Below are 24,093 nucleotides of genomic sequence, written 5' to 3' on the forward strand. Positions count from 1 at the left end.
CCTGACTGGCCTAGAGAAGGGTCGCGAGCAGCTTCTCGCCTTCGGGCCACGGACCGTGGGCGCCGGTGAGGTGCCCGACGGGACCGACGTCGGCGAACTCCGCGCCCCAGATCCCGGAGAAGGACCGCGCACGGGCCGGGGTCATCCAGCGGTCGTTCGCGCTCGCGGCGACGACCGCCGGGAACGGAAGGGCGAGGCGGGGGATCGGCGCGAATCCGGCCAGCGCGGGCTCGGGATTCTCCTCGACGTCGGCGGGCGTCACGAACAACGCGCCGCGCACGGGCCGGTCCCCGCCACCCGCTAGCCAGTGCAGCACGGTCAGGCAGCCCAGGCTGTGCGCGACCAGGACGGGCGGCTCGGTGGTCTCCGCGAGCGCCTCGTCCAGCCTGGTGACCCAGTCCTCGCGCACGGGCTCGTTCCAGTCGTCCTGGTCGAACCGCTGCGAACCCGGATACCGGTCACACCACACGGACTGCCAGTCCCCGGGCTCGGGACCGAACCATCCGTCGACGAAGAGCAAACTCATGACGACCAGTATTCAGACGCTCCAGCCCTCGCTCTTGGTCGCCTTCAGGTAGTCCTCGACCGGCGGTCCGACCGGCCTGCCCTCGTACTGGGTCGACAGCACCACCGACGACCTGATCTCGCCGTGTCTGCCCAGCCGTTCGAAGAGCCCTTCGAGGTGTTCGAGCGATACGGCGCGCACTTTCAGCATGGTGCAGCGGTCGCCGCTGAGCCGGTGCAGCTCGACCACCTCGGGGTAGTCCTCGGACTTGCTGGTGCGCAGCAGGCAGCTGCCGAGCGAGCAGCGCATTTCGACGAACGCCTGCAGGTCGTATCCGGCGCGGCGCGCGTCGACCTGGGCGCGATACCCGGTGATGACGCCCGCCTCCTCCAGCCGTCGGACCCGTTCGGCGACCGCGGGCGCGGAGAGGTTCACGCGGCGGCCCAGCTCCTTGAACGAGAGCCGTCCGTCGCTCTGGAGCGTTTCGAGGAGCCGCCAGTCGAGGTCGTCCAGCGCTCTTTCCGATCGTAAGGTCATCGCGCCCGGATTCCTTTCATGATGGGCCTCGCACCCCCGCGAGGCCTTCGTCAGCCTATTCGCCGGGGCGGCCGGAATCCCTAGGTTTGAATCATGAAACCGATGTTCGCGCTCTTCATGGGCGTCGCCTGCCTCAGCACCGCGGTCGTCGGCCTGTCCACCACGGCGGCGCTGATCGTGGTCGACCACGCCGGCGCCGCGTGGAGCGGGCTGCCGAACGCCGTGCTGGTACTCGGCTCCGCCGTGGGATCGCTGTCGTCGGGCGCGCTGGCCGCCCGTTTCGGCAGGCGGCTCGTCCTGGTGCTGATGTACGGCGCCGCGGTGGCGGGCGCGCTGATCTCGTTCACCGGCGTGCTCGCCGGGTCGGTGCTCGCCCTGATCGCGGGGATGCCGTTGATCGGTTTCGGCAACAGCGGGGCGCAGCTCTCGCGGTACACGGCCGCGGACCTCGCGCCCGAGCACCGCAAGGGTTTCGCACTGTCCACAATGGTCTGGGCAGGGACCGTCGGCGCGGTCGCCGGGCCCGCCCTGATCGCGCCCGCGGCGGCGCGGGCGGAAGCCGCCGAACTGCCCGCGCTGTCCGGCCCGATCGCGGCCGGGGCGATCGTCGTGGCCATCGCCGTGGTCGCCGTCGTCACCCTGCCGCGAAGCCTCGCCGCCCCGGCTGAGCGGGCGCCGAGGCGGGACCGGATGTCCGTGCGGAACCCGGTGATCCTCGGACCGCTCGTGGCGATGGTCGGCGCGCAGCTGGCCATGGTGGCGGTGATGACGATGACCCCGGTCCAGCTGCACGAGCACGGTCAGGGGCTCGACGTCGTCGGCTGGGTGCTGAGCGCCCATCTGATCGGGATGTTCGCGCTGGCGCCGTTGTCCGGCTGGATCACCGACCGCTGGGGCGGCCGCACGACCATCTTCGGCGGCATCGGCACGCTCACCGTCGCGGCGGTCACCGCGATCGGCGCGCCCGATTCGCATCACGTGGGAATCCCGCTCGCGATGTTCCTGCTGGGCTACGGCTGGAACCTGGTGTTCGTCGGCGGCAGCGGAATGCTCAGCCGCGATCTCCCGCCCGCCCAGCGAGCGCGGGCGCAGGGAACGGTCGACGCCTTCGTCTGGGGGACCTCCGCGGTGGCGAGCCTGCTCGCCGGGCAGCTGTTCGGCCTGGGCGGCTACGTCCTGGTCGCCGTCGCGGGCGGTCTGTGCGCCCTCGCCCCGCTCGCGGTGATCGGCCGCCGGGCGGGCGCGGCCGAGCCCGTTGAAAAAGCCGGGCTCCGCTGATCTGCGAAACGCGGGCCGTGCGGTCATACTGCTTCACTCCGACACGAACGAACCCGTGATGACGCAGATCACGTCGGTGACCGATTCGGAGGGTCTTAGGGTGAAAGCAGACAAGGTGCGGGAGATCGGGGGTGCACGATGAGCGAGTTCGCGGTGAATCTGCGGGACCGGGTACGGCAGGCGAGGGAGGACGTCCGGATCGCCAGGCTGGACTCTGACGACGATCGCGCCTCGGCCGTCGGCGCCGATCTCGCCAACCTGGAGCGGCTGGCCGCCGAGCACGGCGTGGACCTGCCGGAGCAGGCCTCGGACGACGCCCGAGCGTGACCCCGGGTTCCGGTCCGATGATCGGCCTTTGACACCCTGGGGCGTGTGACCGAAAGCCTGAACCGGATCCGCGCCTTCCTGGCGGACCGCGAGCCGCCGACACCGTGCCTGGTGGTGGACACCGACCTGGTCGCGGACCGTGCCGCCGCGGTCGCGGCCGCGTTCCCGGACGCGCTGATCCGGTACGCGGTCAAGGCGAATCCCGCCCCCGAAGTGCTCGACGCGGTGTTGTCGGCGGGCGCGGGGTTCGACGTGGCGGGAACGGCGGAGATCGCGCTGTGCCTGTCTCGCGGCGCGCGGGCGGTGGAACTGGCCTACGGCAACACAATCAAGAAACCCGCGGACATCGCGTCCGCGTACGCGCGCGGGGTCCGTGAATTCACCACGGACTCCGCGGGTGATCTGGCGAATCTGGCCGAGCACGCGCCCGGTTCGCTGGTCTCGGTGCGCCTGCTGACCGCCGGCCCGGACTCGGTGACGCCGTTCGGCCACAAGTTCGGCTGCGAGCCGGCGGTGGCCGCGACGCTGCTCCGGCAGGCCGTGGCAACCGGGCTGAGGCCCGGAATCGCGTTCCACGTCGGTTCGCAGCAGCCGGATCCGGCGGCTTGGGAGATCGGGATCACGACCGCGGCCAAGGTCGCCGCCGACGCCGGCGTCGTCCTGGATCGGCTCAACATCGGCGGCGGGTTCGCCACCGAGCACCGCGAATCCGTGCCGTCGCTGGGGGATTACGCGCGGGTGATCCACGCCGCTCTGGAAAGGCATCTGCCGGGACCGGAGCTGCTGCTGGAGCCGGGTCGCGTGATCGTCGCCGACGCCGGCCTCATCCGGACCGAGGTCGTCCTGGTGACCACTCGCGCCGCCGCCGACGAACGCCGCTGGGTCTACCTCGACGTCGGCAGGTACAACGGAATGGCGGAGTGCGAGAACGAAGCTGTCGCGTATCGACTGGAGCCTGTCGGCGTCAAGGGTCCGGAAGGGCCGGTGGTCCTCGCGGGGCCGACCTGCGATGGTGACGATGTGCTGTACCAGCGGACGCCATGCGCGCTGCCGATGTCGCTGAAAGCGGGTGACCGGCTGGACATCCCGGGTACCGGGGCCTACACCGCCAGCTATTCTTCCGTCGCTTTCAACGGAATCGAGCCGTTGCGCACCTATTGTGTGGGGAGGTTCGCCGATGCCGGGTGAAGAATCACTCGTCGGCCGGTTCGCCGGCCGCCATGTCCTCGCGGAGTTCGAGGGGATCGAGCCGTCGCTGCTCGACGACGCCGAATTCCTGAAGAAGACCCTCGCCGACGCGGTGACCGAGGCGGGGGCGACGGTCTGCGAAGTCGTGTCGCATTCGTTCGCCCCGCAAGGGGTCACCGCGCTCGCGCTGCTGGCCGAATCGCACGCGTCCGTGCACACGTACCCGGAGATCGGGTCGGCGTTCGTGGACGTGTTCACCTGCGGGGACCGAGCGGACCCCGAACGCGCCGTCACGCTGCTGGCGAAGATGCTGGGCGCCGGCACCGTCCGGATGTCCACTGTGGAACGAGGAGAGAACTGATGGCGCCACGAGTGATCGTCGAGCCGATGGGCGCGGGGCTCACCCGGAACTGGGACGTCGAGGAGGTCCTGTTCGAGGGCCGTACCGCGTTCCAGGACGTCCTCATCGGACGGACCGCACAGGGGATCTCCCTGTTCTGCGACGACGAAAGGCAGAGCACCGAGCTGAGCCAGCTCGTCTACCACGAGGCGCTGATGGTGCCGTCGCTCCTGCTCGCCGAACGCGTCGAACGGGTGCTGATCATCGGCTCCAGCGAAGGGGTCGCCTCCGAGCTCGCGGTCGCCGCGGGGGCCGAGGTGGTCAATCACGTCGACATCGACGCGGAGGCGGTGCGCGCTTGCGCGGAACACCTTCCCTACGGTTACACGCTCGACGATCTGGCCCGCGCCGAGCGCGGCGAGGGGAAGATCCGCGTCCACTACCGCGACGGCTGGGAGTTCCTCGCCGAGGCGCGCGAACGTGGGGAGACCTACGACGTCGTCGTGATCGACCTGCCGGACGAGAACGACGATCCGGCGGCCCAGCACAACCGGCTGTACGGCTCCGATTTCCTCGCCAGGTGCACGGCGTTGCTCGCCGAAGGGGGAGTGGTCGGCTGCCAGGCGGGATGCCCGACGATGTGGCGCAACCAGACGCTGATCGCGTCGTGGCGCCGGTTCACCGAGTCGTTCGGGACCGTTCTCTACTACGGTTCGGACGAGCACGAATGGGCCTTCCTGAGCGGCCGTGCCGACGTGCTCGACGATCCGGGAGCCCTTGTCGCGGAGCGGATCGGCAAGGCCGGAATCGGAGAGTCCACTGTGGACGAGGAGGCGCTTCGCGCGAACACGGTGCCGCCGATTTCGTTGCGGCGCCACCGGGAAAATCCGTGATCGTCCTTCATCCTGGGGATGGTCGCCGGGTTCGTGGCCGGGACGGGAGACGTGGCTCGCGTGACTGGACGGCGAACTCACGTGATTGGAGGCGTAACTCGGGTGCGCGGCGTCCGATCACGCGAGTTACGTCTCTGATCACGTGAGTTCGCCACCTGATCACGTGAGATCGCCCATCTGTCCGGACACGCCACCGTATACCTTACCACTCATGGTGTCCTTTGTGGACAGTTGAGAAACGGTCATAGTGGTGAGTCGCTTCCGCCCCTGCGTGCTGCCCGTCATGTTCCTGTGCGCCGCGTGCCGGCTTCGGGTGTCGCGACATTGCCTTACCTCTGAACAACTCCTGCATTCACCCGTGACAGAGATCCGCCATCTGGTCGTTGCCGGGTGTCATGGTGCGGGCCAGAATCGCTCTGGTGAACAGCTGGTGCGAGAAGACCGCCTCGGGAGTGGACCGGGAATCCGCGGTCTGTGCGGCATTCGCGAGTTTGACCGCGAGTGTCACGGAGGGCCTGGGGCCGGATCGGGTCGTGGACACGTTGTCCAGCGAATGCGTGCGGCTGCTGCCGATCGATTCGATGGAGGTCTTCCTGCCGGGACTGAAGCTCGAACGCGACCCCCCGGTCGTCGAGGAGGAGCCCGCGCTCGAATCCTTCAAAACCGGGAGCGCCGTCTTCGTCGAGGATCTTTCCATCGAGGCGTGGCTCTGGCCCGAGTACGTGGCCAGAGCGGTGGGACTGGGCTATGTCGCGGTTTCCGCGATCCCGTTGCGCGCGATGGAGGAAACCGTCGGTTCGATGACGTTGCTCAGCGCCGGGACCGCGGTCCTGAGCGCCGGAGATCACCGGCTGGGTCAGGCGCTCGCCGACGTCGCGGCACAGTGCCTGCTGCAGCAGCGGGATCTGCACCACTACCGGACGCTTTCGGATCAGTTGCAGACCGCGCTCGACAGCCGGGCGATCATCGAACAGGCGAAAGGCATGCTCGCCGAATGCGCCGGTATCGACGTCCGGACCGCTTTCCAGCGGCTGCGTGCCTTCGCGCGAAGCTCGAACAGGAAGCTGACAGAGGTCGCCCGCGAGTTCGTGGAGGGCACGCTGGACAGCGAAAAACTTCTCAGACCGCGCGAACGGTGACAACTGCCGGGAAACGACCGGCAAGTGCGGGTAGGGCCGTAGGTCACCGGAACCGGGGACTTGTCCCGGTGAACGCGCGACCGTGCGGCCCTAGGGCGCGGGGACCTGATCGGAAAGGCTTCACGTCGAGGAAAGGATGCGTGAAGCCATGGCGCTGCTGGGAAGCCTACTTGGGAAGAGTCGTTCGGTGCGGCCGAGCCTGCTTCCGTTGCTGGGGTTGAGGTCGGCGGTACCGACGCTGCGGTCCGGGTACGGGCTGGCGCCGACCCGGTCGGGGACGGTGTGTTTCTTCGCCGAAGGCCGTCCGGGCGCGGGGACGGAGGCCGAGATCATCGCCGGTCTCGCCGGCGACTCGGCCCGCCGCAACCTGGTCACCCACGACGCGCACGGGCGGACGATCGTGCGCTGCTGGCGGGAGAACGGGGATCTGGGCTGGCTCCTCGACGACCTCGTCGACGTCAACGAGAGGCTGGCTCAGGCCGGGTTCGCGGCCTGGCTGCTGTACACGACGGTCGACTTCGCCGAGCTGCGGGACATGCGGCATCCGAAGCTGACCATGGTCTACCGGCGGGAACGCGGCGCGTTCTACCCCTACGCCCCGTGCGGGACCCGCGGCCGGGACCGGGCGAGGGAACTGAAGATCCGCTCGTCGCTGACCCGGATCGTGCCGATGGAGTCCGACATCGGCCGGTGGCGCCCGGTGTGACGGGCGCGCGCCCGGTCAGCCGGGGACGCCGCTGAGCCAGCCGCGCAGGCGCTGGACGCGCCGGTCCCGCATGGTCCATCGCGGGAGGTGGTACCGGCGCGGGGTGGCGGGCGCCGTGTCTTCGAGACTCCGGACGGCGGCCAGGACGTCGTCGAGCGGGGAAGCGCGCGTCTCGGGTATCGCCACCATTCTCGGCAGCTTCTCGAGTTCGGAGGAGACCAGCGTCCTGCTGGTGCCGGCGGGCTTGCCGGGGCGGCGATGGGTCTCGGAGATTCTCGTGGTCACGTCCCGATCACCTTTCCCGCCCGGCGGTTCCCGTGGTTCGTCACCTTCGACGATGCGGTATCGCGAGCCGTTCCGGTCAGCGCCGAAGGTTGTGGCATCGAGGGCACAAAGACCCCTCTCGGTCGCGGGACGGGTACGCCGGGTCACGGGTTGGCGTCGAACCGTCCTGCCGGGCGGCGACGGTGGGACAATGCCCGCCGGAATTCCCGCTTTCCCTCCTGGAAAAGGACTTCATGCCCTGTGCCCGCGCCGCGCCGGAGGGCAGGCTGTCGGCGGACGTCCGCCGGTTCCGGCGGCGGGACGGGAGGCCGGTGATGGCCGGGATCCAGCGGCGTGCCGCCGTGGTCGTCGGCGTGGACGCCTCGCAGTCGTCGCGGGCGGCGGTCCGCTGGGCCGCGGGTGAGGCGGCGAGACGGGACTGCGCGCTGAAGCTCCTCCACGTCGATGGACGCCGCTGGGAAGGCGGCGCCGTGCAGGACAACCTCACCGCCGCGAGTGTCGCGAGGGAAGCCGAACCCGCTGTGCCCACCGAACACGAGGTGAAACCCGGCGGGATCGCCGACGAACTGATCGCTGCGTCGAGATCCGCGTCGCTGCTGGTGCTGGGAACCCACGGGTTCGGCGCACTGCGCGGAGCGCCGATCGGCGCGGTCGCCACGGAAGTGGCGGGGCACGCGGGATGCCCGGTGGTCGTCGTCCGGGGACTCACCGCACCCCGCCGGGGCGAGGTGGTCGTCGGCGTCGATCAGTCCGGCGACAGCGAACGGGCCCTGGTTTTCGCGCTGGACAGCGCTTCGGCGCGGAACACCGGTCTCGTGGTCGTGCACGCCTGGCACGACGGCGTTCTCGAGGCCGGAGCCGAGCTGGCGAGTGTCGAGGCGGCGGAGGAACGCGCGCTGGAGGACCGGGTGGCGGCTTGGCGCGACAAGTATCCCGGCGTCGTCCTCCGGCTGGTGGTCGTCCGTGACCGGAACGTGGCCCGTGCGCTCATCCGGGTGGTTCCGCACGCGGGGCTGATCGTCATCGGATCATCCGGTGGCGGGCTCGGGAGCACGGCACAGGGGTTGCTGAGCCGCGCCCGGTGCCCGGTCGCGCTGATAGGAGAAAGTCGCGCGCGGGTGAAGTGCGGCCACGGGCAGGATTGATTTCCGGGAATCTGCCGGACAATGGTCCCGGCCACACGACGATCGACGGAGAAGGTGCATGCCGAACCCGACTTTTCCGCAGCCCCAGCCCCCGGCCGCGGCCCCGATCCGAGTGCTGCTCGTCGAAGACCACAAGATGGTGGCCGAGGCGCTCGGCGCGGCGTTCGAGGAATTCCCGGAAATCCACCTGGTGGCCTCGGTGCAGTCCCTCTCGCACGGGATGATCGCGGCGGAGGAGCACCTGCCCGACATCGTCCTGCTCGATCGGCGCTTGCCGGACGGCGACGGGATCGAGGCGATCGTGGGGTTCCAGGCGATCTCGCCGTCGAGCAGGGTGCTCGTGCTGACCGGCGACGCGAACAGCGCCATCGCCGCGAGGATCCTCGAAGTCGGCGGTGCCGGTCTGCTGCTGAAATCGGGGCTCCTTGACGAGCTGATCACGGCGATCCGGACCGTCGCGGCGGGTGACGTGGTCATCGAGCCGGAACTGCTCAGCGGCGTATTGGCCTTGCTGGCCGGGAGCGCGGGCAGGCTCGGACCGGTCCTCACCTTGCGGGAACGCCAGGTGCTCGGGCTGATCGCCGACGGCGCGGGAACCGACCGGATCGCCGAAGAACTGCGGCTCGCCCGGAATACCGTGCGGAATCACGTGCAGCGGATCCTGGCGAAGACCGGGACCCATTCGAAACTCGAAGCGGTCGCGCACGCGCGCAAGAATGGCCTGCTCGAACGGCCGTAGCGGTGAGAGGTATCCGAGTGCCAAGCTGCACTATGGCCATGCTGCCATCGGAACAGGAGCCTGCTCATCGAAGCGCTGTGCTGTTCGAGCTGTTCGTGCACAGTGTCGTCGACTACGCCATTTACATGGTCGACGTCGACGGCGGGGTGATCAGCTGGAATCCGGGGGCGGAACGGATCAAAAGATATTCGGAAGAGGAGATCCTCGGCCGTCATTTTTCCGTCTTCTACACCGAACAGGACGTCGCCGCCGGAAAACCCGCGGAAGAACTGCTGATCGCCGCCGAGGAGGGGAGCCACGAGGAGGAGGGCTGGCGGCTCCGCCGCGGCGGCGAACGGTTCTGGGCCAACACCGTGATCACTGCTTTGCGGGACGGAGACGGCACTCTCGTCGGTTTCGGCAAAGTCACCCGTGACCTCACGGAACTTCGGAAATCGCAGGAGGAGACGACCGGGCGGCGGCTGGCTTTCGCCCATTTCGTCCGGGCGCAGGAAACCGAACGCCGCCGTATCGCGTGGGATGTTCACGACGATTCCATCCAGTCGATGATCGCGGTGAGCATGCGATTGCAGATGCTCGCCGCGCAACGACGGGATCCCGCGCTGGCGCAGCTCGACGAGGCGATTCAAGGGGCCATCCGGCGGCTGCGGATCCTGGTCGCCCAACTGCGGCCGCCCGCGCTCAACGACGACGACCTGATCGCCTCGATTCGCGACTACCTCGACGACGTCGTCACCGGCTGGGGGCTGGACTGCTCGCTCCGGCACGACTTCACCGCCAAACCACCGCCCGACATCGTCGTCACGGCCTTCCGGATCGTCCAGGAGGCGCTGGTGAACGTCCGCAAGCACGCGAACGCCACCGCCGTCGTGGTCTCGCTGACGGGACAGGACGGCGGCCTGCTGGCGAAGGTCGCCGACAACGGCGACGGGATGAAGACGGGCGTCGAAAGTTCGCACGAAGTGGCCTCGGGCGAGCACATCGGAATGGCGTCGATGCGCGAGCGCGCCGAAGCGGCGCAAGGGTGGTTCCAGATTTCCAGCGGGCCCGGCGAAGGGACGTCGGTGGCCTTCTGGATTCCGCTGGGGCCTCCCTGGCCCGCGCGGAGATGACGGTATCCCCCTGGACCCGCGGGGAACCAGAACAAAGGAGGCACCTCGATGCCGGAACCGGGAAGCAAACGTGGATCGAGAGACGCGGTCCGAGTGAGCGGGGCGATCGCCGACGAAGGCCTGCAACGGTTGCTGGAAGGGCTGAAAGCCGTTCGTGACGGCGATTTCAGCACCCGGTTGCCCCAGGTGGACGACGTCCTGATGGACGAGATGGCGGTCGTCTTCAACGGGATGGTCGACCAGCTGGCGTTGTTCACCTCCGAGGTCACCCGCGTCGCGCGCGAGGTGGGGACCGAAGGGAAGCTCGGCGGCCAGGCGGCGGTGCCCTCGGTTTCGGGAACGTGGAAGGACCTCACCGATTCGGTGAACGCGATGGCCGGCAACCTCACCGGCCAGGTCCGCGACATCGCCGAGGTCGCGACCGCGGTGGCGAAGGGTGATCTGTCCCAGAAGATCACCGTCGACGTCAAAGGCGAGATGCTGGAGTTGAAGAACACGATCAACACGATGGTGGATCAGTTGTCGTCGTTCGCGGACGAGGTCACCCGGGTGGCCCGTGAGGTGGGCAGCGAAGGCAGGCTGGGCGGCCAGGCGGAAGTGCCCGGTGTGGCGGGGACCTGGCGCGACTTGACGACGTCGGTGAACTTCATGGCGGGCAACCTGACCGATCAGGTGCGTTCGATCGCCGAAGTCACCACTGCGGTGGCGAAGGGTGACCTGTCGCAGAAGATCACGGTCGACGCGCGGGGCGAGATCCTGGAGTTGAAGAACACGATCAACACGATGGTGGATCAGTTGTCGTCGTTCGCCGACGAGGTCACCCGGGTCGCCCGCGAGGTCGGGATCGAGGGGGCGCTCGGCGGGCAGGCCCAGGTGCCCGGTGTGGCGGGGACCTGGCGGGATCTGACGACGTCGGTGAACTTCATGGCGGGCAACCTCACCGCGCAGGTGCGGTCCATCGCGCAGGTGGCCACGGCGGTGGCGAAGGGCGACCTGTCGCAGAAGATCACCGTGGACGCGCGGGGCGAGATCCTGGAGTTGAAGAACACGATCAACACGATGGTGGATCAGTTGTCGTCGTTCGCCGACGAGGTCACCCGGGTCGCCCGCGAGGTGGGTACGGAAGGCCGGCTGGGTGGTCAGGCGGACGTCAAGGGTGTGTCGGGGACGTGGAAGGGCTTGACCGAGTCCGTGAACGTCATGGCGGACAACCTGACCGACCAGGTCCGTTCCATCGCCGAAGTCACCACGGCGGTCGCGAAGGGTGACCTGTCCCAGAAGATCCGCGTCGACGCGCGCGGCGAGATCCTGGAGCTCAAGGACACGATCAACACGATGGTCGGCCAGTTGTCGTCGTTCGCCGACGAGGTCACGCGGGTGGCGCGTGAGGTCGGGACCGAGGGCCGGTTGGGTGGTCAGGCGGACGTCAAGGGTGTGTCGGGGACGTGGAAGGGCCTGACGATGTCCGTCAATGTCATGGCGGACAACCTGACCGACCAGGTCCGTTCCATCGCCCAGGTCGCGACGGCGGTCGCGAGGGGGGACCTGTCGCAGAAGATCACCGTGGAGGCGAAGGGCGAGGTCGCGGCGCTCGCCCAGACGATCAACACGATGGTCGACACGCTGTCGGCGTTCGCGGACGAGGTCACGCGGGTGGCGCGCGAGGTCGGCACCGAGGGCATCCTCGGTGGGCAGGCGCGGGTGCCGAACGTCGCCGGCACCTGGAAGGACCTCACCGACAACGTCAACTCGATGGCGAACAACCTCACCGGCCAGGTCCGCAACATCGCCCAGGTGACCACCGCGGTCGCGCAGGGCGACCTCTCCCGCAAGATCGACGTCGACGCGCGCGGCGAGATCCTGGAGCTCAAGACCACCATCAACACCATGGTCGACCAGCTCTCCGCGTTCGCCGCGGAGGTCACGCGCGTCGCCCGCGAGGTCGGCAGCGAGGGACGGCTCGGCGGCCAGGCGGAGGTCGAAGGCGTTTCGGGCACCTGGAAACGGCTGACCGAGAACGTCAACGAGCTCGCCGGGAACCTGACACGCCAGGTCCGGGCGATCGCGGAGGTCACCAGCGCGGTGGCCACGGGCGACCTCACCCGGTCGATCTCCGTCGAGGCACAGGGTGAGGTCGCGGAGCTGAAGGACAACATCAACGCGATGGTGCAGTCGCTGCGCGAGACCACGCGGGCGAACGAAGAGCAGGACTGGCTCAACACCAACCTGGCGCGGATCTCGGGCCTGATGCAGGGGCACCGGGACCTGCGCGTGGTGGCGACGCTGATCATGAACGAGCTGACCCCGCTCGTCGGGGCGCAGCACGGGACGTTGTTCCTCACCGAATCCGGGGAGCACGGCACCAGGCTGCGGCTGATCACCAGCTACGGGCACAGCGAGGATCCGGCCTCCCCGTCGGGATTCGCGATGGGGCAGTCGCTGATCGGGCAGGCCGCGCAGACCAAGAAGCCGATCGTGGTCGACCGGACGCCGCCGGACTTCGTGAAGATCTCGTCGAGTCTCGGCTCCGCGCCGCCGGTGTCCTTGATCGTGCTGCCGATCGTCTTCGAGGACCAGGTGCTCGGCGTCATCGAACTGGCGTCGTTCGGCGAGTTCACCGCCGTCCGCAGGGATTTCCTCGAACAACTGATGGAGACCATCGGGGTCAACGTGAACACGATCATCGCCAACGCCCGGACCGACTCCCTGCTGGAGGAGTCCCAGCGGCTGGCCGAAGAACTGCAGGCGCGCTCGGAGGAACTCCAGGCGCAGCAGGCGAAACTCCAGGTGTCCAACGCGGAGCTGGAGGAGAAGGCCGAACTGCTCGCGCAGCAGAACCGCGACATCGAAGTGAAGAACTTCGAAATCGAGCAGGCGCGACAGGAAATCGAGGAACGAGCGCAACAGCTCGCGCTCGCGTCGAAGTACAAGTCGGAGTTCCTGGCCAACATGTCGCACGAACTCCGGACCCCGTTGACCAGCCTGCTGATCCTCGCCGGCGTCCTGTCGCAGAACTCGACCCAGAACCTGACCCCCAAACAGGTCGAGTTCGCGAAGGTGATCCAGTCCGCGGGCACCGACCTGCTGCAGCTGATCAACGACATCCTCGACCTGTCGAAGGTCGAGGCGGGCAAGATGGACATCCATCACGAGCCGTTCCCGCTGCGCCAGTTGCTCGACTACGTCGGCACGACGTTCCGGCCGCTGACCGCGGAGAAGGGGCTGGACTTCCAGGTCACGGTGGAACCCAACGTGCCGGAACTGCTGTTCACCGACGAGCAGCGACTGCGGCAGGTGCTGCGCAACCTGCTGTCGAACGCGGTCAAGTTCACCGAAGACGGCAACGTCGAGCTGCGGGTGAAGCTGGTCGACACCATCGTCTCGTCGGCGAGCGGAGGCCCGCACGAGTCGCTGGTGGCCTTCAGCGTGACCGACACCGGGATCGGGATCGCCGAGGAGAACCTCGAATCGATCTTCGGCGCCTTCCAGCAGGCCGACGGCACGACCAGCCGCAAGTACGGCGGGACCGGGCTCGGCCTGTCGATCAGCCGCGAGGTCGCGTACCTGCTCGGCGGCGAGATCCGCGCGGACAGCGTGCTGGGGACGGGCAGCACGTTCACCCTCTACCTGCCGGTGGCCCGGTTCGTCACGCACGCGAGCCATGATGAGTCCACTGTGGACAAAACCGGGACGGAACGGCGGGTCCTGGTCGTGGAGAACGAGCAGAACAGCCTGCTGACCCTGCTCGCCCGCGGGGTCGCGGCCGACGTCGCGGACAGTCACGGCTCGGTGCAGGTCCGGGCGGTGGCCAGTACCGCGGAGGCGGTCGAGGAACTGAGGCGCGCCAGCTATCGCTGCGTCGTGCTCGACACCGGCATCCCCGGAACGAGCGCGTTGACCTTCCTCAAACGACTCGCCGAGGGACCGGATCCTGTCGAGGTTCCAGTGCTGGCCTACGCGACCCGCAAGCTCAGTGCCGCGCAGGACCGGTTGCTGCACAGCCACGCGCGGGTGCATCCCGTCGAACTGCTGCCGTCGCTGGACCTGCTGCGCGAGCGCATCATGCTGCACATCTCGGCGAGCGAACTCGAAGGCATCCTTCCGCTGATGCGCCAACCCGAAGGGCCTCCGGCGATCCCGGAGGAGACGGCGAAGGTCGCCGATCCGCCGTCCGGACCGCCGCGTCTGCAAGGACGCAAGGTCCTGCTGGTCGACGACGACGCCCGCAACGTGTTCGCGATCGCGGGCATGCTCGAACTGCACGGCCTGTCGGTCGTGCACGCGCCCAACGGCCGCAAGGGCATCGAGCAACTGCTGTCCGACGACGGCATCGACCTGATCCTGATGGACGTGATGATGCCGGAGATGGACGGGCACGCGACGACGGCGGCGATCCGCGAGATGCCGAAGTTCGCGGGCCTGCCGATCATCACGGTGACCGCGAAGGCGATGGAAGGGGATCGCGAGAAGAGCCTCGCCGCCGGGGCGAGCGACTACGTCACCAAACCCGTCGACGCGGAGGAACTGCTGGCTTGCATGGAACGCTGGCTCGCGGACTGACGTCCGGGCTACTCGGTCCCGTTGGCGCTGTTCGCGCAGAGCCGGCGGATGGCCGCGACGATCTCGGTGTTGGGGCTGCCCTTCACGATGTACTCGGAGACGCCGGCGGACGCCATCTGGGCGATGGACCGAGTGTCGCTGTGCGCGGAGAACGCTAGCAGCCGCGTATGGGGCACTCGGCGCCGGATCTCCCTCGCCATCCACGCGCCGCCCCCGCCGGGGATCCGGACGTCCAGCACGGCGACCTCCGGGACCAGCAGTTCCGCGAGCGCGACCGCCTCGCCCGCTTCCAGCGCGACGGCGACCACCTCGATGTCCGGTTCGGTCTCCAGGAGGGCACGCAAGGCATCGCCGATGACCGGGTTGTCGTCCGCGACGAGCACCCGAAGTCTGGGGGGCGGCGTTCGGTTCATCACCCAGTCCGTGCCCGCGCTGTTCGTTGCGCCGGTGGCGGTCGCGGGCCCCCCTCCGGGCATGACGTGACTCAGCAAGAGATTCTTCGGTCGCCCTCGCTCGGCTGCTCGACGAGCGTCCTGGCGACGTCGTGGATCTTCATGTTGTTGTTGCGGCAGAAGGAACGAAGCAGCTCGAACGCCGAATCGATGTCGATTTGGTAACGCTCGGCGAGGATTCCCTTGGCCTGCTCGATGGGCAGCCGGTGGTCCAGCGCGTACTGAAGCTGCTCGGCCCGGGTCCGGTAGAAGCGGAGGCGGTTGCGCATGGCCACGACGTCGTCGGTCGGGTCGGGAGAGCCGGACGAGGCGGCCGGCGAAAGCGTGGTCTCGGACATGACGTGATCGTCGCAGCGGGGGAACTGCTCCGGAAGAACAGAACGTCCTGACTCGAATGATGCAAATGAACCTGGTCCGGTCGGCCGCAGCCACTCGAACGGGTGCCGAACAGTGCCCTTTGGCTTGTCGCAGTGACAGGTCGTGCGCCGTACGCTCTCCCACGAGGAGGGAAACCGTGGAGGTCGGAATGCTTCGGGTGTTTCTGGTCGACGACCACGAAGTGGTCCGTCGAGGGGTCGCGGACATGCTCGAGGAGGACGCGGGGCTGTGCGTGGTCGGCCAGGCCGCCACCTTTTCCCAGGCGCTGGCGAGGATTCCGGCGCTGCGGCCGGACGTCGCGGTGCTCGACGTGCGGCTGCCGGACGGCAACGGCGTCGAGCTCGCGCGGGAACTGAGATCCAAGATCCCCGAGCTGCAGTGCCTGATGCTCACGTCCTACACCGACGAGCAGGCGATGCTGGACGCGATCATGGCCGGCGCGAGCGGCTACGTCATCAAGGACATCCGCGGGATGGACCTGGTGGCGGCGGTCAAGGAGGTCGGCCTCGGCCGGTCCCTGCTGGACGCGCGGGCCGCCGCGACGCTGATGGCGAAGTTCCGCGACGACGCCGCCAAGAAAGGGCCGCTGGCAGGGCTTTCCGAACAGGAACGCACGCTGCTGGAGCTGATCGGCGAGGGACTGACCAACCGGCAGATCGCCGAGCGGATGTTCCTCGCGGAGAAGACCGTGAAGAACTACGTCTCCCGGCTGCTGACGAAACTCGGCATGCAGCGGCGCACCCAGGCGGCCGTGCTGGCCACGGAACTGCGACGGCAGTGAGGGTTTCGCGCGATCAGGCGGAAACGAGCGTGTCGAGCAGGACTTCGTCCAGCGGACGGCGCGGGGTCCACGGCAGCGGCAAGCCGTAGCCGACGCGCAGCAGCACTTGTGGCCACACCCCGCAGCCGAGAAGCCGCCGTAGTTCGTCACGGGCGGCACGGACCCTGATCGGCGGCGAGATGTACGACGCGTCGAGGCCGGCGCCCGTCGCGGTGAGCAGCACCCGTTGCAGCGCCTGTCCCGCCTGGAGCCGGTCAAGCCGTTCGTCGGTCAGCGACCCGATCACCACCACCAGCGGATCCGAGTACGAACCGGTGCTCGTGGCGCCGAATCCGTCCAGGAGCCAGGTTTCGTCGCTGGGGGAGTCTTCGGTCGCGTAGGACGGCACGCCGTCGCGCGCACCCGCGCTCAATCCGGTCCAGCGGCCGAGTTCGGCGACGAAATCGGGATCGGCGAGCTGGACCCGGCGAGCGCGGGAGGTGAGATCGCGGAGATGACGGCACTGCTCCGCGTCGAGGCTCGGCATCCACGCGTGTTCGAGTTCGGTGGCGTGGCGGAGGGTGGAGAGCGTGGACCGCGGGATCGCGCTGGGCAGGAAGGGCCGCCGGTTGGTGCGGCGGCGGGTGATCGCCCGGGCGAGCCGGGAGACCTTCGGATCGGGGGTGCGTTCGGCGACCGGACGGACGACCGCGAGCAGATCGGGGTCGGCGCGGCTCGGCATGAGCGTCGTCGCGGGATGGAAGCCCAGTGCGTGAATCGCCGTCCGGAGGGTGAAAAGGGCCGCGCCGCACGAGAGAACGAGCTCGCGACCGTCGGGATCCGTGACCGGGAGGATCCGGCGCGGGTCGGCGTGGAGTTCGATCCCGGTGCCGGTGCACCGGAAAAGCCAGGGCTGTGTGTTGTGCGTCGACGGGGCCAGCGTGGCCGATCGGAGCACGGAATTCACCTGTTCGGAGTTCAAACGCCCGACCCTGGTGACTTGTATCGTCATGGTTCCCCCCGCCGCTGCGCCACGGGCAATACGGTTTGTCTCGCTGAGACGGTCCCGCCCGCGGTGCGGGGCCGAAAGAGGAGAAAGTCACCACGGGCGTGAGTCGTCCCGATCTTCGGAGGCGCAGCAGGATGTCGGGTCAGGACCGGCTCGGCGGAAGCGACGACCGGATCACCGGCGCGCTCTCCCAGTTGCGCGTTCGTGAAGTGCTGCGTGATCTGCAGGAGCGCATCGAACGGCTCATCGGCACCCGCGACAAGATGGACGGCCTGCTCGAAGCGGTGCTGGCCGTCGCCTCGGGGCTGGAGCTGGACGCGACACTGCGCCGGATCGTGCAGGCGGCGATCGACCTCGGCGAAGCCACCTACGGCGCCCTCGGGGTGATCGCGGACGACGGTACGCTCGCCGAGTTCGTCTACCTCGGCATCGATGGCGAGACGAAGCAGCAGATCGGGCACCTCCCGAAAGGCCACGGACTGCTGGGGTTCGTCATCGACGAGGCGAAACCGGTGCGGCTGGCCGACATCTCGCGGCATCCCGCGTCGGTCGGGTTCCCGCCGTGCCATCCGCCGATGCGGTCCTTCCTCGGGGTCCCGGTCCGAGTCCGCGACGAGGTGTTCGGAAATCTCTACCTGACCGAGAAACGCGGTGAGAGCTTCACCGATGACGACGAGGTCGTCGTCCAAGCGCTCGCCGCGGCGGCCGGGATCGCGATCGAGAACGCCCACCTCTACGAACAGGCGCGGATCCGCCAGCAGTGGCATGCCGCCACCAGCGAGGTGACCACGGAATTGCTGGGCGGCACCGACCCCGTCGAGGCGCTCAACCTGATCGCCAGCCGGGCGCTGGAACTGACCGGGTCAGACCTCACTTTGCTGGCGCTGCCCGGTTCCGGCAGGCTCGACGTCAGTCCGGACGGCGAAGAGGAGGCCGACGAACTCACCATCGCCGTCTGCGCGGGCGCGCGGGCGGCGGAACTGACCGGGGTGCGGATCAGCGTCGCCGCTTCGCTGCCGGGGGCGGTCTACCGCGACCGGACCCCGCGCAGCGTGCCGGAACTGGTGCTCGGTCCCGAGGGGGAGTTGAGCTTCGGCCCGACGCTCGTCGTGCCGCTCCGCGCGCGGGAACGTACTTCCGGGGTGCTGATGGCGGTGCGGAATCCGGACGCGGTCCCGTTCGAGCTCGCCCAGCTGCCGGTGGTGGCCTCGTTCGCCGACCAGGCCGCGCTCGCCCTCCAGCTGGCCGCGCAGCAGCGCACGGCCAGGGAACTCGACGTGCTCGCCGATCGGGACCGGATCGCCAGGGATCTGCACGACCACGTCATCCAGCGGCTGTTCGCGGTCGGTCTCGCCATGCAGAGCACACACCGCCGGGCGCATTCCCCGGAACTGCGGCGGCGGATCGGCGACAGCATCGACCAGATGCACGAGATCGTGCACGAGATCCGCACGGCGATCTTCGATCTCCACGGCGGCGAGGCGGGCCAGCAAGGGGTACGGCTGCGGCATCGCCTCTACGACTCGATCACCGAACTCACCGACGAGACCGCGATCCACCCGACGGTCAGCCTCTCCGGGCCGCTGGACTCGATTCCGTTCCTGTTCGCCGAAAACGCCGAGGCGGTGGTGCGGGAGACGGTCGGCAACGTCGTCCGGCACGCGGGCGCGAACGGCGTTTCGGTGAGCGTGTCGGTGAAGGACGACGTCCTGCGGATCGTCGTCACCGACGACGGCACCGGGATCGTCGGTGAGCCCGGCGCGGTCGGCGGGCTGCGGAATCTGCGTGACCGCGCGGAGAAGGTGGGCGGGACGTTCCTGGTCGAGACGCGGGAAGAGGGCGGCACCCGGATCGAGTGGTCCGCCCCCTTGCGTTGACCGCGGTCAGTTCGCCGACTGCCCGGCGAGGAGTTCGTCGACCTCGATCGAGCGGGCGACGTCGGACGCGACGGTCTCCAGCAGCTCCGCGGTGAGGTCCGAAAGCGCCCGCGTCACCGCGAGATAGGAACCGATCTGGGAGTTCGAACTGTCTCTCAGCCCGGCCTCCGCCAGCCCGACTCCGACGAACTCACCGCCGTCTTCCAGACGGAGCAACGCCTCCGCGCGTACCCGGTACGGCTCGTGCTGCAGGGAAACGTCAATGGTCCATTTGTCCGTCATCGTCGGCTCCGTTCCGGTCATCGAGACTCCCATCGCGGCCGTTCGCGGCACAGGGTCCTAAGTCCTCGCTCCCCGGGAATCGGGGGCGAAAGTCCTCGGGATTCGTGACCGGCGGCCGCTGCGGTCGCCGGATACCCCGGCCGAAGGTGGATCAACCCCCTCCCCTCGGAGCCCACGATGAAGATCCCGTTACCGAACCATGTCGACCAGGCGGTGGCGGCCGCCGTCCGCGCGCCGTCCCCGCTCAACACCCAGCCTTGGCGATTCGTCGTCGAGCGGGACCGGATCGAGGTGTGGCTCGACCGCGCGCGGGTGCTCCGGATCGCCGACCCCGATGCCCGCGAGGCGCGGCTTTCCTGTGGCGCGGCGATCTTCAACCTGGTCGTCTCCCTGCGCTCCAACGGGAAGACGCTCTCACTCCGGACGATGCCGTCGCCGGACGAGCCCGATCTGCTCGCCGAACTCGTGGTCCACGGCGACCGGTTCTCCTCACCCGAGGAGCGGAAGCTGGCCGAGGTCGTCTTCCGCCGTCACACGAACCGCCGTCCGTTCCTGGACCGGCCGGTACCCGCGTGGGCACGCACGACGCTGCGGGGGGCCGCGCTGGTGGAAGGCGGGCTGCTGGAACTGTTCGGCCGCGGCGACCGGGCGAACGCGGTCGCCCGCGTGCTGCACCGGGCCGAAGCCGCGCAGGCGCGCAACGGCGCGTTCCAGGCCGAGGTCGCGCTGTGGACCCGGCGGGCGGCCGGGTTCCCGGACGGCGTCCCCGCGCCGACCAAACCGCCGTCACCTCACGGGATCCCCGCGCAGGAGTCGTTCTTCGCCGCCGAGCAGGAAGGCGGTGAGCCCGTGCTCGGGGCGATCCTGACCGCGGACGGCGGGTCCACCGCCGACCTCCGCGCGGGGATGGTGCTGCAACGGGTGCTGCTGACCGCGACGGCGGCAGGCCTCGCGACGTCGTTCGTCGGCAGGCTGTTCGAGACTCCCGAGACACGGACCGCGATGGACCGGATCTTCGCCGACCTCGGCCGCCCGCACGCGGTGCTGCGCCTCGGCTACGGCCGCCCGACGCCGATGACGGCCCGCCGTCAGGTGGACGAAGTGCTGCTCAGGAGGTCCGAAGCGGCCCTCTGACCTCGGGTCATCTCGTCGACACCCACGTTTCCGATCGCCGCCACACGCCCGTCATCCTGGGCGGATTCAGTCTCCGTATGAAGATCATGCGGAATTCCTTGGTGGCGCTGGCCGTCGTGGGCCTCTCGGTCGCGGCGTCCGCGCCGGCGGTGGCGGACGCGGTCGCGCGCGACCGCGGTTCGATCGTCATCACCGAGCAGGCGTCCAAGCGGATCCTGGTCCTGCCCGCCGACCGGGCCTCCTGGGAGAACCGGAAGATCGGCTGGTCGTGGGCGCCGAACGCCGCCAACGGCCTGGCGGACCTGGCCGGATCGTGGAGCAACCCGAGCGACGCGAAGCTCGCCGAGCGAGGTGGCGAGAAGTACCTGCTCACGTCGGCGTCGGGTGGTTTCACGGCCGTCGTGCCGTATCCGGCGGGGGACCGGGCGTACTGGGCCGCCAACGCAGGGGGACCTGCCAACCCGCACAGCATCGAGCTGCTGCCGGACGGCAACGTCGCGGTGGCCGCCAGCACCGGTGGCTGGGTGCGGGTCTACACCGCTTCGCAGGGGCAGCGCTCGACGACCTACGCCGAGTACCCACTGGTGGGGGCGCACGGCGTGGTGTGGGACGCGGGCCGGAACGTGTTGTGGGCCCTGGGCACCGACGCGCTCGTCGCGTTGACCGTCGGCGGCACCTCCGCCGCACCGGTGATCACCGAGCAGCGGCGCGTCCCGGTGCCGACCAAGGGCGGGCACGACCTCCAGCCCGTCCCGCATCGGCCGGACCTGCTGTGGGTCACCACGGAAGCCGGGGTCTACCAGTTCTCGAAGACGACCGGTGGATTCACCCAGCGCTTCCCTGGCGCACGGGAGATCGACCGGCCGCACGTGAAGAGTGTCTCGACGAACCCGCGGACCGGACAGATCCTGACGGCTTCGATCCAAGACGGGCACCTGTGCACCTGGTGCACGGACACCGTCCGGCTGGCCTTTCCACGCGCCGAGCTGGCGCTGCACGGCGCGTGGATCTACAAGGCCCGCTGGTGGATCGGTTGAGCGGTACTTCCTGATCGGTACTTCCATGTCGGTACCGGCCGTTCGGGGGGCTGCCCGGCCGGTACCGACACACCAGAGAAGAGGGGCCCCCGCCGTGAGAATGACGCCTGGCCGCGTCTTTCACCTGACCGAGTGAATCGGGCCGTTCGGGGCGCGCCGTTGACCCATTCGGGGTATACGCCTCACCCGAGGAAGGCCCGCAGTTCGTCGATGACCGTCCGCGGCTGCTCCTCGGCGACGAAGTGCCCGGAACCGGAGACCTTCCGCACCCGGACATCGGTGGCCTTGGACGGCAGGACCGCGGCGAGGTAGTCATAGTTGAACTCCGAACCCAGCCCCAGCATCGGCGCGGTGATCTTCCCGTACGCCTTCTGGTCTTCGATGTCCTTGCCGAACGCCTGATACCAGCCGTTGCCGGCGCGGATCGCGTCCGGCCGGTCGTACGCGGCGGCGTAGATCGCGCGGTCCCGGTCGCCGATCGAGGCCGGATCGGCCAGCAGGTGGTCGAACATCCAGTCGACGAGGAAACGCGAGCGGCCGGCCAGCAGCTGTTCGGGCAGCGTGGCGACCTGGTTGAAGGCGAACCACCAGACGTTCACCGGCTGTCCGGGCGGGGCCAGCATCGGGATCTGGTACAGGCTCTCGTCGGGATGCGAGACGTCCATGAGCGTGACGGTCTTCGTCGCGTCGGGGTGGTTGGCGGCGACACTGAAGGCGACCATGGCGCCGATGTCGTGCCCGGCGATATGCGCCTGCCGGTAGCCCAGCGAGCGGACGAGTTCGAAGATGTCGCGGGCCATGGTCTTCTTGTCGTAACCGCCCTGCGGCTTGCTCGAGCCGCCCATGCCCCGCAGGTCGACGGCGATCACGCGGTACCGCTTCGCCAGCGCCGGCATGATCCGGCGATACTGCCACCAGGTCTCCGGCCAGCCTGGCAGCAGGATCAGCGGTTCGCCCCGGCCGCCGGCGACGTAGTGCAGCCGCACGCCGTTGACCTGGGCGTACTCGCTGCGGAAGCCGCCGGGCAGGGACCGGGCGAGTTCCGCGTCTCCGGGAGCGCCCGGCTGGCCCGCCTCGGCGATGCCACCCGAGGCCACCAGCGCGGCCGCGGCGCCCGCGCCGAGGGTGAGCATGGACCGGCGGTTGAGGAAGGAACGGCTGTCTTCGGTCATGTCTCTGATCGTGGCCTGCCGGGGTGCCGGTCCGTGAGCGGTGTTTTCGCCAACGGAGGTCGGTTTTGAGACAGCCCGGGTCAGGCGGACACGGGTTCGAGGACGCCCAGCCTGGTCCCGAACGTCTCCCGGTAGGCCACCGGGGTGACCCCGACCTGCCGCCGGAAGTGCGGCCGGAGCGCGGCGGAGGAGGAGAACCCGCAGTAGCGGGCGATCTCGTCGACCGGGAGGTCGGTGGATTCGAGCAGCTGCTGCGCGCGGATGACCCGCTGGTGGGTGAGCCAGGTCCCGGGCGCGGCGCCGGTGATCTCGCGGAACCGGCGGTCGTAGTTGCGCCTGCTCATATGCGCCCGCCTGGCGAGTTCCTCGACCGGGAGCGCGGTGTCCAGCCGGGTGAGTGCCCAGGCCATCGTCTCCGAGACCGGGTCGCCCTCGTCGAGGTCCGGCATCGGCGACTCGATGTACTGGGCCTGCCCGCCGGGCCGGTGCGGCGGGACGACCATGCCCTTGGCCAGCCGGTTCGCCACCTCCGCGCCGCACCACGAGCGGATGAGGTGCAGGCCGAGGTCCATGCCCGCGGCGCCGCCGCCCGCGGTCAGGATGTCGCCGTCGTCGATGTAGAGCACCGATTCGTCGATCCGGACGGCGGGGAACCGGGCCGCGAGCAGTGGCGCCATCGCCCAGTGCGTGGTCGCGGGGCGCCCGTCGAGCAGCCCGGCGGCGGCCAGCACGAAGGCGCCGCTGCACAGTCCGGCCACCCGGGCGCCCCGATCGTGGGCCGCGCGGAGCGCCTCCAACGCCGCTTCGGGCGGATCCTCCATCGGTGACCGCCAGTTCGGGACCAGCACGAGGTCCGCGTTCCGGACCGTGTCGAGGTCCTCGGGCACCGGGACGGTCAGGCCGCCACCGCGCAGGGCGGCGCCCGGTTCGCCGCCGACGACCCTGAGATCGAGGTCGGGCAGCTCCCCGAAGGCCGAGGCCATCTCGAACACACCGAACGCGAAGGACATCGCGCCGAGCGACGCCCCGTCGAAGACCACCACGGCCAGCCGTCTCATGGCCCGATTCTAGGGACGGTCGAGAGTGGACATGGCGATTTCGAAGAGAAAGGCGACGGGTGACCAATGGGCTGGGTGAGTCGTGAGTGGCGATTCGGGGTTAGAGGCTGTCCGTGAAGGCCTCCTTGTGTGAGGCGCAGGGCGTGCTGGGGGGCGTCACGGACGTTGTCGAATCCCCAA

The 24,093-nt window shown here is 69.1% G+C and carries 24 protein-coding genes; 15 read left to right on the plus strand and 9 right to left on the minus strand.

Annotated elements, in window-relative coordinates; genetic code table 11:
- Positions 1–10: 10 nt before the first annotated feature.
- Both AB0N89_RS33125 and AB0N89_RS33130 read right to left on the minus strand, forming a co-directional pair.
- A complete protein-coding gene (locus AB0N89_RS33125; RefSeq protein ID WP_364212916.1) occupies positions 11–526 on the minus strand; it encodes an alpha/beta hydrolase in 516 nt (171 codons plus the stop codon).
- Positions 527–538: 12 nt separating this feature from the next.
- Positions 539–1,042 carry an Lrp/AsnC family transcriptional regulator gene (locus AB0N89_RS33130; RefSeq protein ID WP_364212919.1) on the minus strand — a complete coding sequence of 168 codons (504 nt, stop codon included), beginning with the start codon at positions 1,040–1,042 and terminating at the stop codon, positions 539–541.
- Between the two features lie 93 nt (positions 1,043–1,135).
- On the opposite strand from AB0N89_RS33130, the gene AB0N89_RS33135 reads away from it, so the two are divergent.
- The 7 genes from AB0N89_RS33135 (at position 1,136) to AB0N89_RS33165 (ending at position 6,913) form a co-directional block, all read left to right on the plus strand.
- Positions 1,136–2,320, plus strand: coding sequence for an MFS transporter (locus tag AB0N89_RS33135; protein WP_364212922.1), 1,185 nt, complete (start codon positions 1,136–1,138; stop codon positions 2,318–2,320).
- 138 nt (positions 2,321–2,458) lie between these two features.
- Entirely contained in the window at positions 2,459–2,647 is a 189-nt protein-coding gene (locus AB0N89_RS33140) for a hypothetical protein (RefSeq protein WP_364212925.1), read from the plus strand.
- A 45-nt stretch (positions 2,648–2,692) separates the two neighbouring features.
- Positions 2,693–3,835 (plus strand): type III PLP-dependent enzyme, encoded by a 1,143-nt coding sequence (locus AB0N89_RS33145; RefSeq protein WP_364212928.1) that lies wholly within the window; start codon positions 2,693–2,695, stop codon positions 3,833–3,835.
- A complete protein-coding gene (speD, locus tag AB0N89_RS33150) occupies positions 3,825–4,196 on the plus strand; it encodes an adenosylmethionine decarboxylase (RefSeq protein ID WP_364212931.1) in 372 nt (123 codons plus the stop codon). Before AB0N89_RS33145 ends, speD begins: the two co-directional genes overlap by 11 nt.
- The gene (locus AB0N89_RS33155) at positions 4,196–5,068 is read left to right on the plus strand and encodes a spermidine synthase (RefSeq protein ID WP_364212934.1); all 873 of its coding nucleotides are present in this window, start codon (positions 4,196–4,198) and stop codon (positions 5,066–5,068) included. The genes speD and AB0N89_RS33155 overlap by 1 nt, the downstream gene beginning before the upstream one ends.
- Positions 5,069–5,487: 419 nt before the next feature.
- Positions 5,488–6,207 (plus strand): GAF and ANTAR domain-containing protein, encoded by a 720-nt coding sequence (locus tag AB0N89_RS33160; RefSeq protein ID WP_364212936.1) that lies wholly within the window; start codon positions 5,488–5,490, stop codon positions 6,205–6,207.
- Positions 6,208–6,394: 187 nt separating this feature from the next.
- Entirely contained in the window at positions 6,395–6,913 is a 519-nt protein-coding gene (locus AB0N89_RS33165) for a hypothetical protein (RefSeq protein ID WP_364212939.1), read from the plus strand.
- A gap of 15 nt (positions 6,914–6,928) precedes the next feature.
- On the opposite strand, the gene AB0N89_RS33170 is transcribed toward AB0N89_RS33165, so the two are convergent.
- The gene (locus AB0N89_RS33170; RefSeq protein WP_364212942.1) at positions 6,929–7,198 is read right to left on the minus strand and encodes a hypothetical protein; all 270 of its coding nucleotides are present in this window, start codon (positions 7,196–7,198) and stop codon (positions 6,929–6,931) included.
- A 233-nt stretch (positions 7,199–7,431) separates the two neighbouring features.
- Between AB0N89_RS33170 and AB0N89_RS33175 the strand changes: the two genes are divergently transcribed.
- The 4 genes from AB0N89_RS33175 (at position 7,432) to AB0N89_RS33190 (ending at position 14,754) form a co-directional block, all read left to right on the plus strand.
- Positions 7,432–8,343 carry a universal stress protein gene (locus tag AB0N89_RS33175; RefSeq protein WP_364212945.1) on the plus strand — a complete coding sequence of 304 codons (912 nt, stop codon included), beginning with the start codon at positions 7,432–7,434 and terminating at the stop codon, positions 8,341–8,343.
- A 58-nt stretch (positions 8,344–8,401) separates the two neighbouring features.
- Complete coding sequence (locus AB0N89_RS33180; RefSeq protein WP_364212948.1) at positions 8,402–9,082, plus strand: response regulator transcription factor; 681 nt, start codon at positions 8,402–8,404, stop codon at positions 9,080–9,082.
- 77 nt (positions 9,083–9,159) lie between these two features.
- A complete protein-coding gene (locus AB0N89_RS33185) occupies positions 9,160–10,194 on the plus strand; it encodes a PAS domain-containing sensor histidine kinase (protein ID WP_364212950.1) in 1,035 nt (344 codons plus the stop codon).
- A 48-nt stretch (positions 10,195–10,242) separates the two neighbouring features.
- Complete coding sequence (locus AB0N89_RS33190) at positions 10,243–14,754, plus strand: HAMP domain-containing protein (RefSeq protein ID WP_364212953.1); 4,512 nt, start codon at positions 10,243–10,245, stop codon at positions 14,752–14,754.
- A gap of 8 nt (positions 14,755–14,762) precedes the next feature.
- Here AB0N89_RS33190 and AB0N89_RS33195 read toward each other — a convergent pair whose 3' ends face one another.
- Together AB0N89_RS33195 and AB0N89_RS33200 are read right to left on the minus strand one after the other, a co-directional pair.
- Entirely contained in the window at positions 14,763–15,137 is a 375-nt protein-coding gene (locus AB0N89_RS33195; protein WP_364212985.1) for a response regulator transcription factor, read from the minus strand.
- A gap of 101 nt (positions 15,138–15,238) precedes the next feature.
- The gene (locus tag AB0N89_RS33200; protein WP_364212956.1) at positions 15,239–15,544 is read right to left on the minus strand and encodes an ANTAR domain-containing protein; all 306 of its coding nucleotides are present in this window, start codon (positions 15,542–15,544) and stop codon (positions 15,239–15,241) included.
- A gap of 188 nt (positions 15,545–15,732) precedes the next feature.
- Here AB0N89_RS33200 and AB0N89_RS33205 point away from each other — a divergent pair, with 188 nt between their 5' ends.
- On the plus strand, positions 15,733–16,365 hold the full coding sequence (locus tag AB0N89_RS33205; protein ID WP_364212959.1) for a response regulator transcription factor: 633 nt from the start codon (positions 15,733–15,735) through the stop codon (positions 16,363–16,365).
- A gap of 13 nt (positions 16,366–16,378) precedes the next feature.
- Here AB0N89_RS33205 and AB0N89_RS33210 read toward each other — a convergent pair whose 3' ends face one another.
- On the minus strand, positions 16,379–17,356 hold the full coding sequence (locus AB0N89_RS33210; protein WP_364212962.1) for a hypothetical protein: 978 nt from the start codon (positions 17,354–17,356) through the stop codon (positions 16,379–16,381).
- A 131-nt stretch (positions 17,357–17,487) separates the two neighbouring features.
- On the opposite strand from AB0N89_RS33210, the gene AB0N89_RS33215 reads away from it, so the two are divergent.
- Entirely contained in the window at positions 17,488–19,230 is a 1,743-nt protein-coding gene (locus AB0N89_RS33215) for a GAF domain-containing protein (RefSeq protein ID WP_364212964.1), read from the plus strand.
- 6 nt (positions 19,231–19,236) lie between these two features.
- Here the strand turns inward: AB0N89_RS33215 and AB0N89_RS33220 are convergent, their stop codons facing one another.
- On the minus strand, positions 19,237–19,533 hold the full coding sequence (locus AB0N89_RS33220) for a dsRBD fold-containing protein (protein ID WP_364212967.1): 297 nt from the start codon (positions 19,531–19,533) through the stop codon (positions 19,237–19,239).
- A 156-nt stretch (positions 19,534–19,689) separates the two neighbouring features.
- Here AB0N89_RS33220 and AB0N89_RS33225 point away from each other — a divergent pair, with 156 nt between their 5' ends.
- Together AB0N89_RS33225 and AB0N89_RS33230 are read left to right on the plus strand one after the other, a co-directional pair.
- On the plus strand, positions 19,690–20,646 hold the full coding sequence (locus tag AB0N89_RS33225) for a hypothetical protein (protein ID WP_364212970.1): 957 nt from the start codon (positions 19,690–19,692) through the stop codon (positions 20,644–20,646).
- Between the two features lie 77 nt (positions 20,647–20,723).
- Positions 20,724–21,683 carry a DUF6528 family protein gene (locus AB0N89_RS33230; RefSeq protein ID WP_364212973.1) on the plus strand — a complete coding sequence of 320 codons (960 nt, stop codon included), beginning with the start codon at positions 20,724–20,726 and terminating at the stop codon, positions 21,681–21,683.
- A gap of 182 nt (positions 21,684–21,865) precedes the next feature.
- Here the strand turns inward: AB0N89_RS33230 and AB0N89_RS33235 are convergent, their stop codons facing one another.
- Positions 21,866–22,855 carry an alpha/beta hydrolase gene (locus tag AB0N89_RS33235; protein WP_364212976.1) on the minus strand — a complete coding sequence of 330 codons (990 nt, stop codon included), beginning with the start codon at positions 22,853–22,855 and terminating at the stop codon, positions 21,866–21,868.
- Positions 22,856–22,935: 80 nt separating this feature from the next.
- Positions 22,936–23,913: a helix-turn-helix domain-containing protein gene (locus tag AB0N89_RS33240; RefSeq protein ID WP_364212979.1), complete on the minus strand. Its 978-nt coding sequence runs from the start codon at positions 23,911–23,913 to the stop codon at positions 22,936–22,938.
- Positions 23,914–24,093: the final 180 nt, after the last annotated feature.

Source organism: Amycolatopsis sp. NPDC089917 (genome assembly GCF_040684635.1).
In the GTDB taxonomy this organism is placed as follows: domain Bacteria; phylum Actinomycetota; class Actinomycetes; order Mycobacteriales; family Pseudonocardiaceae; genus Amycolatopsis.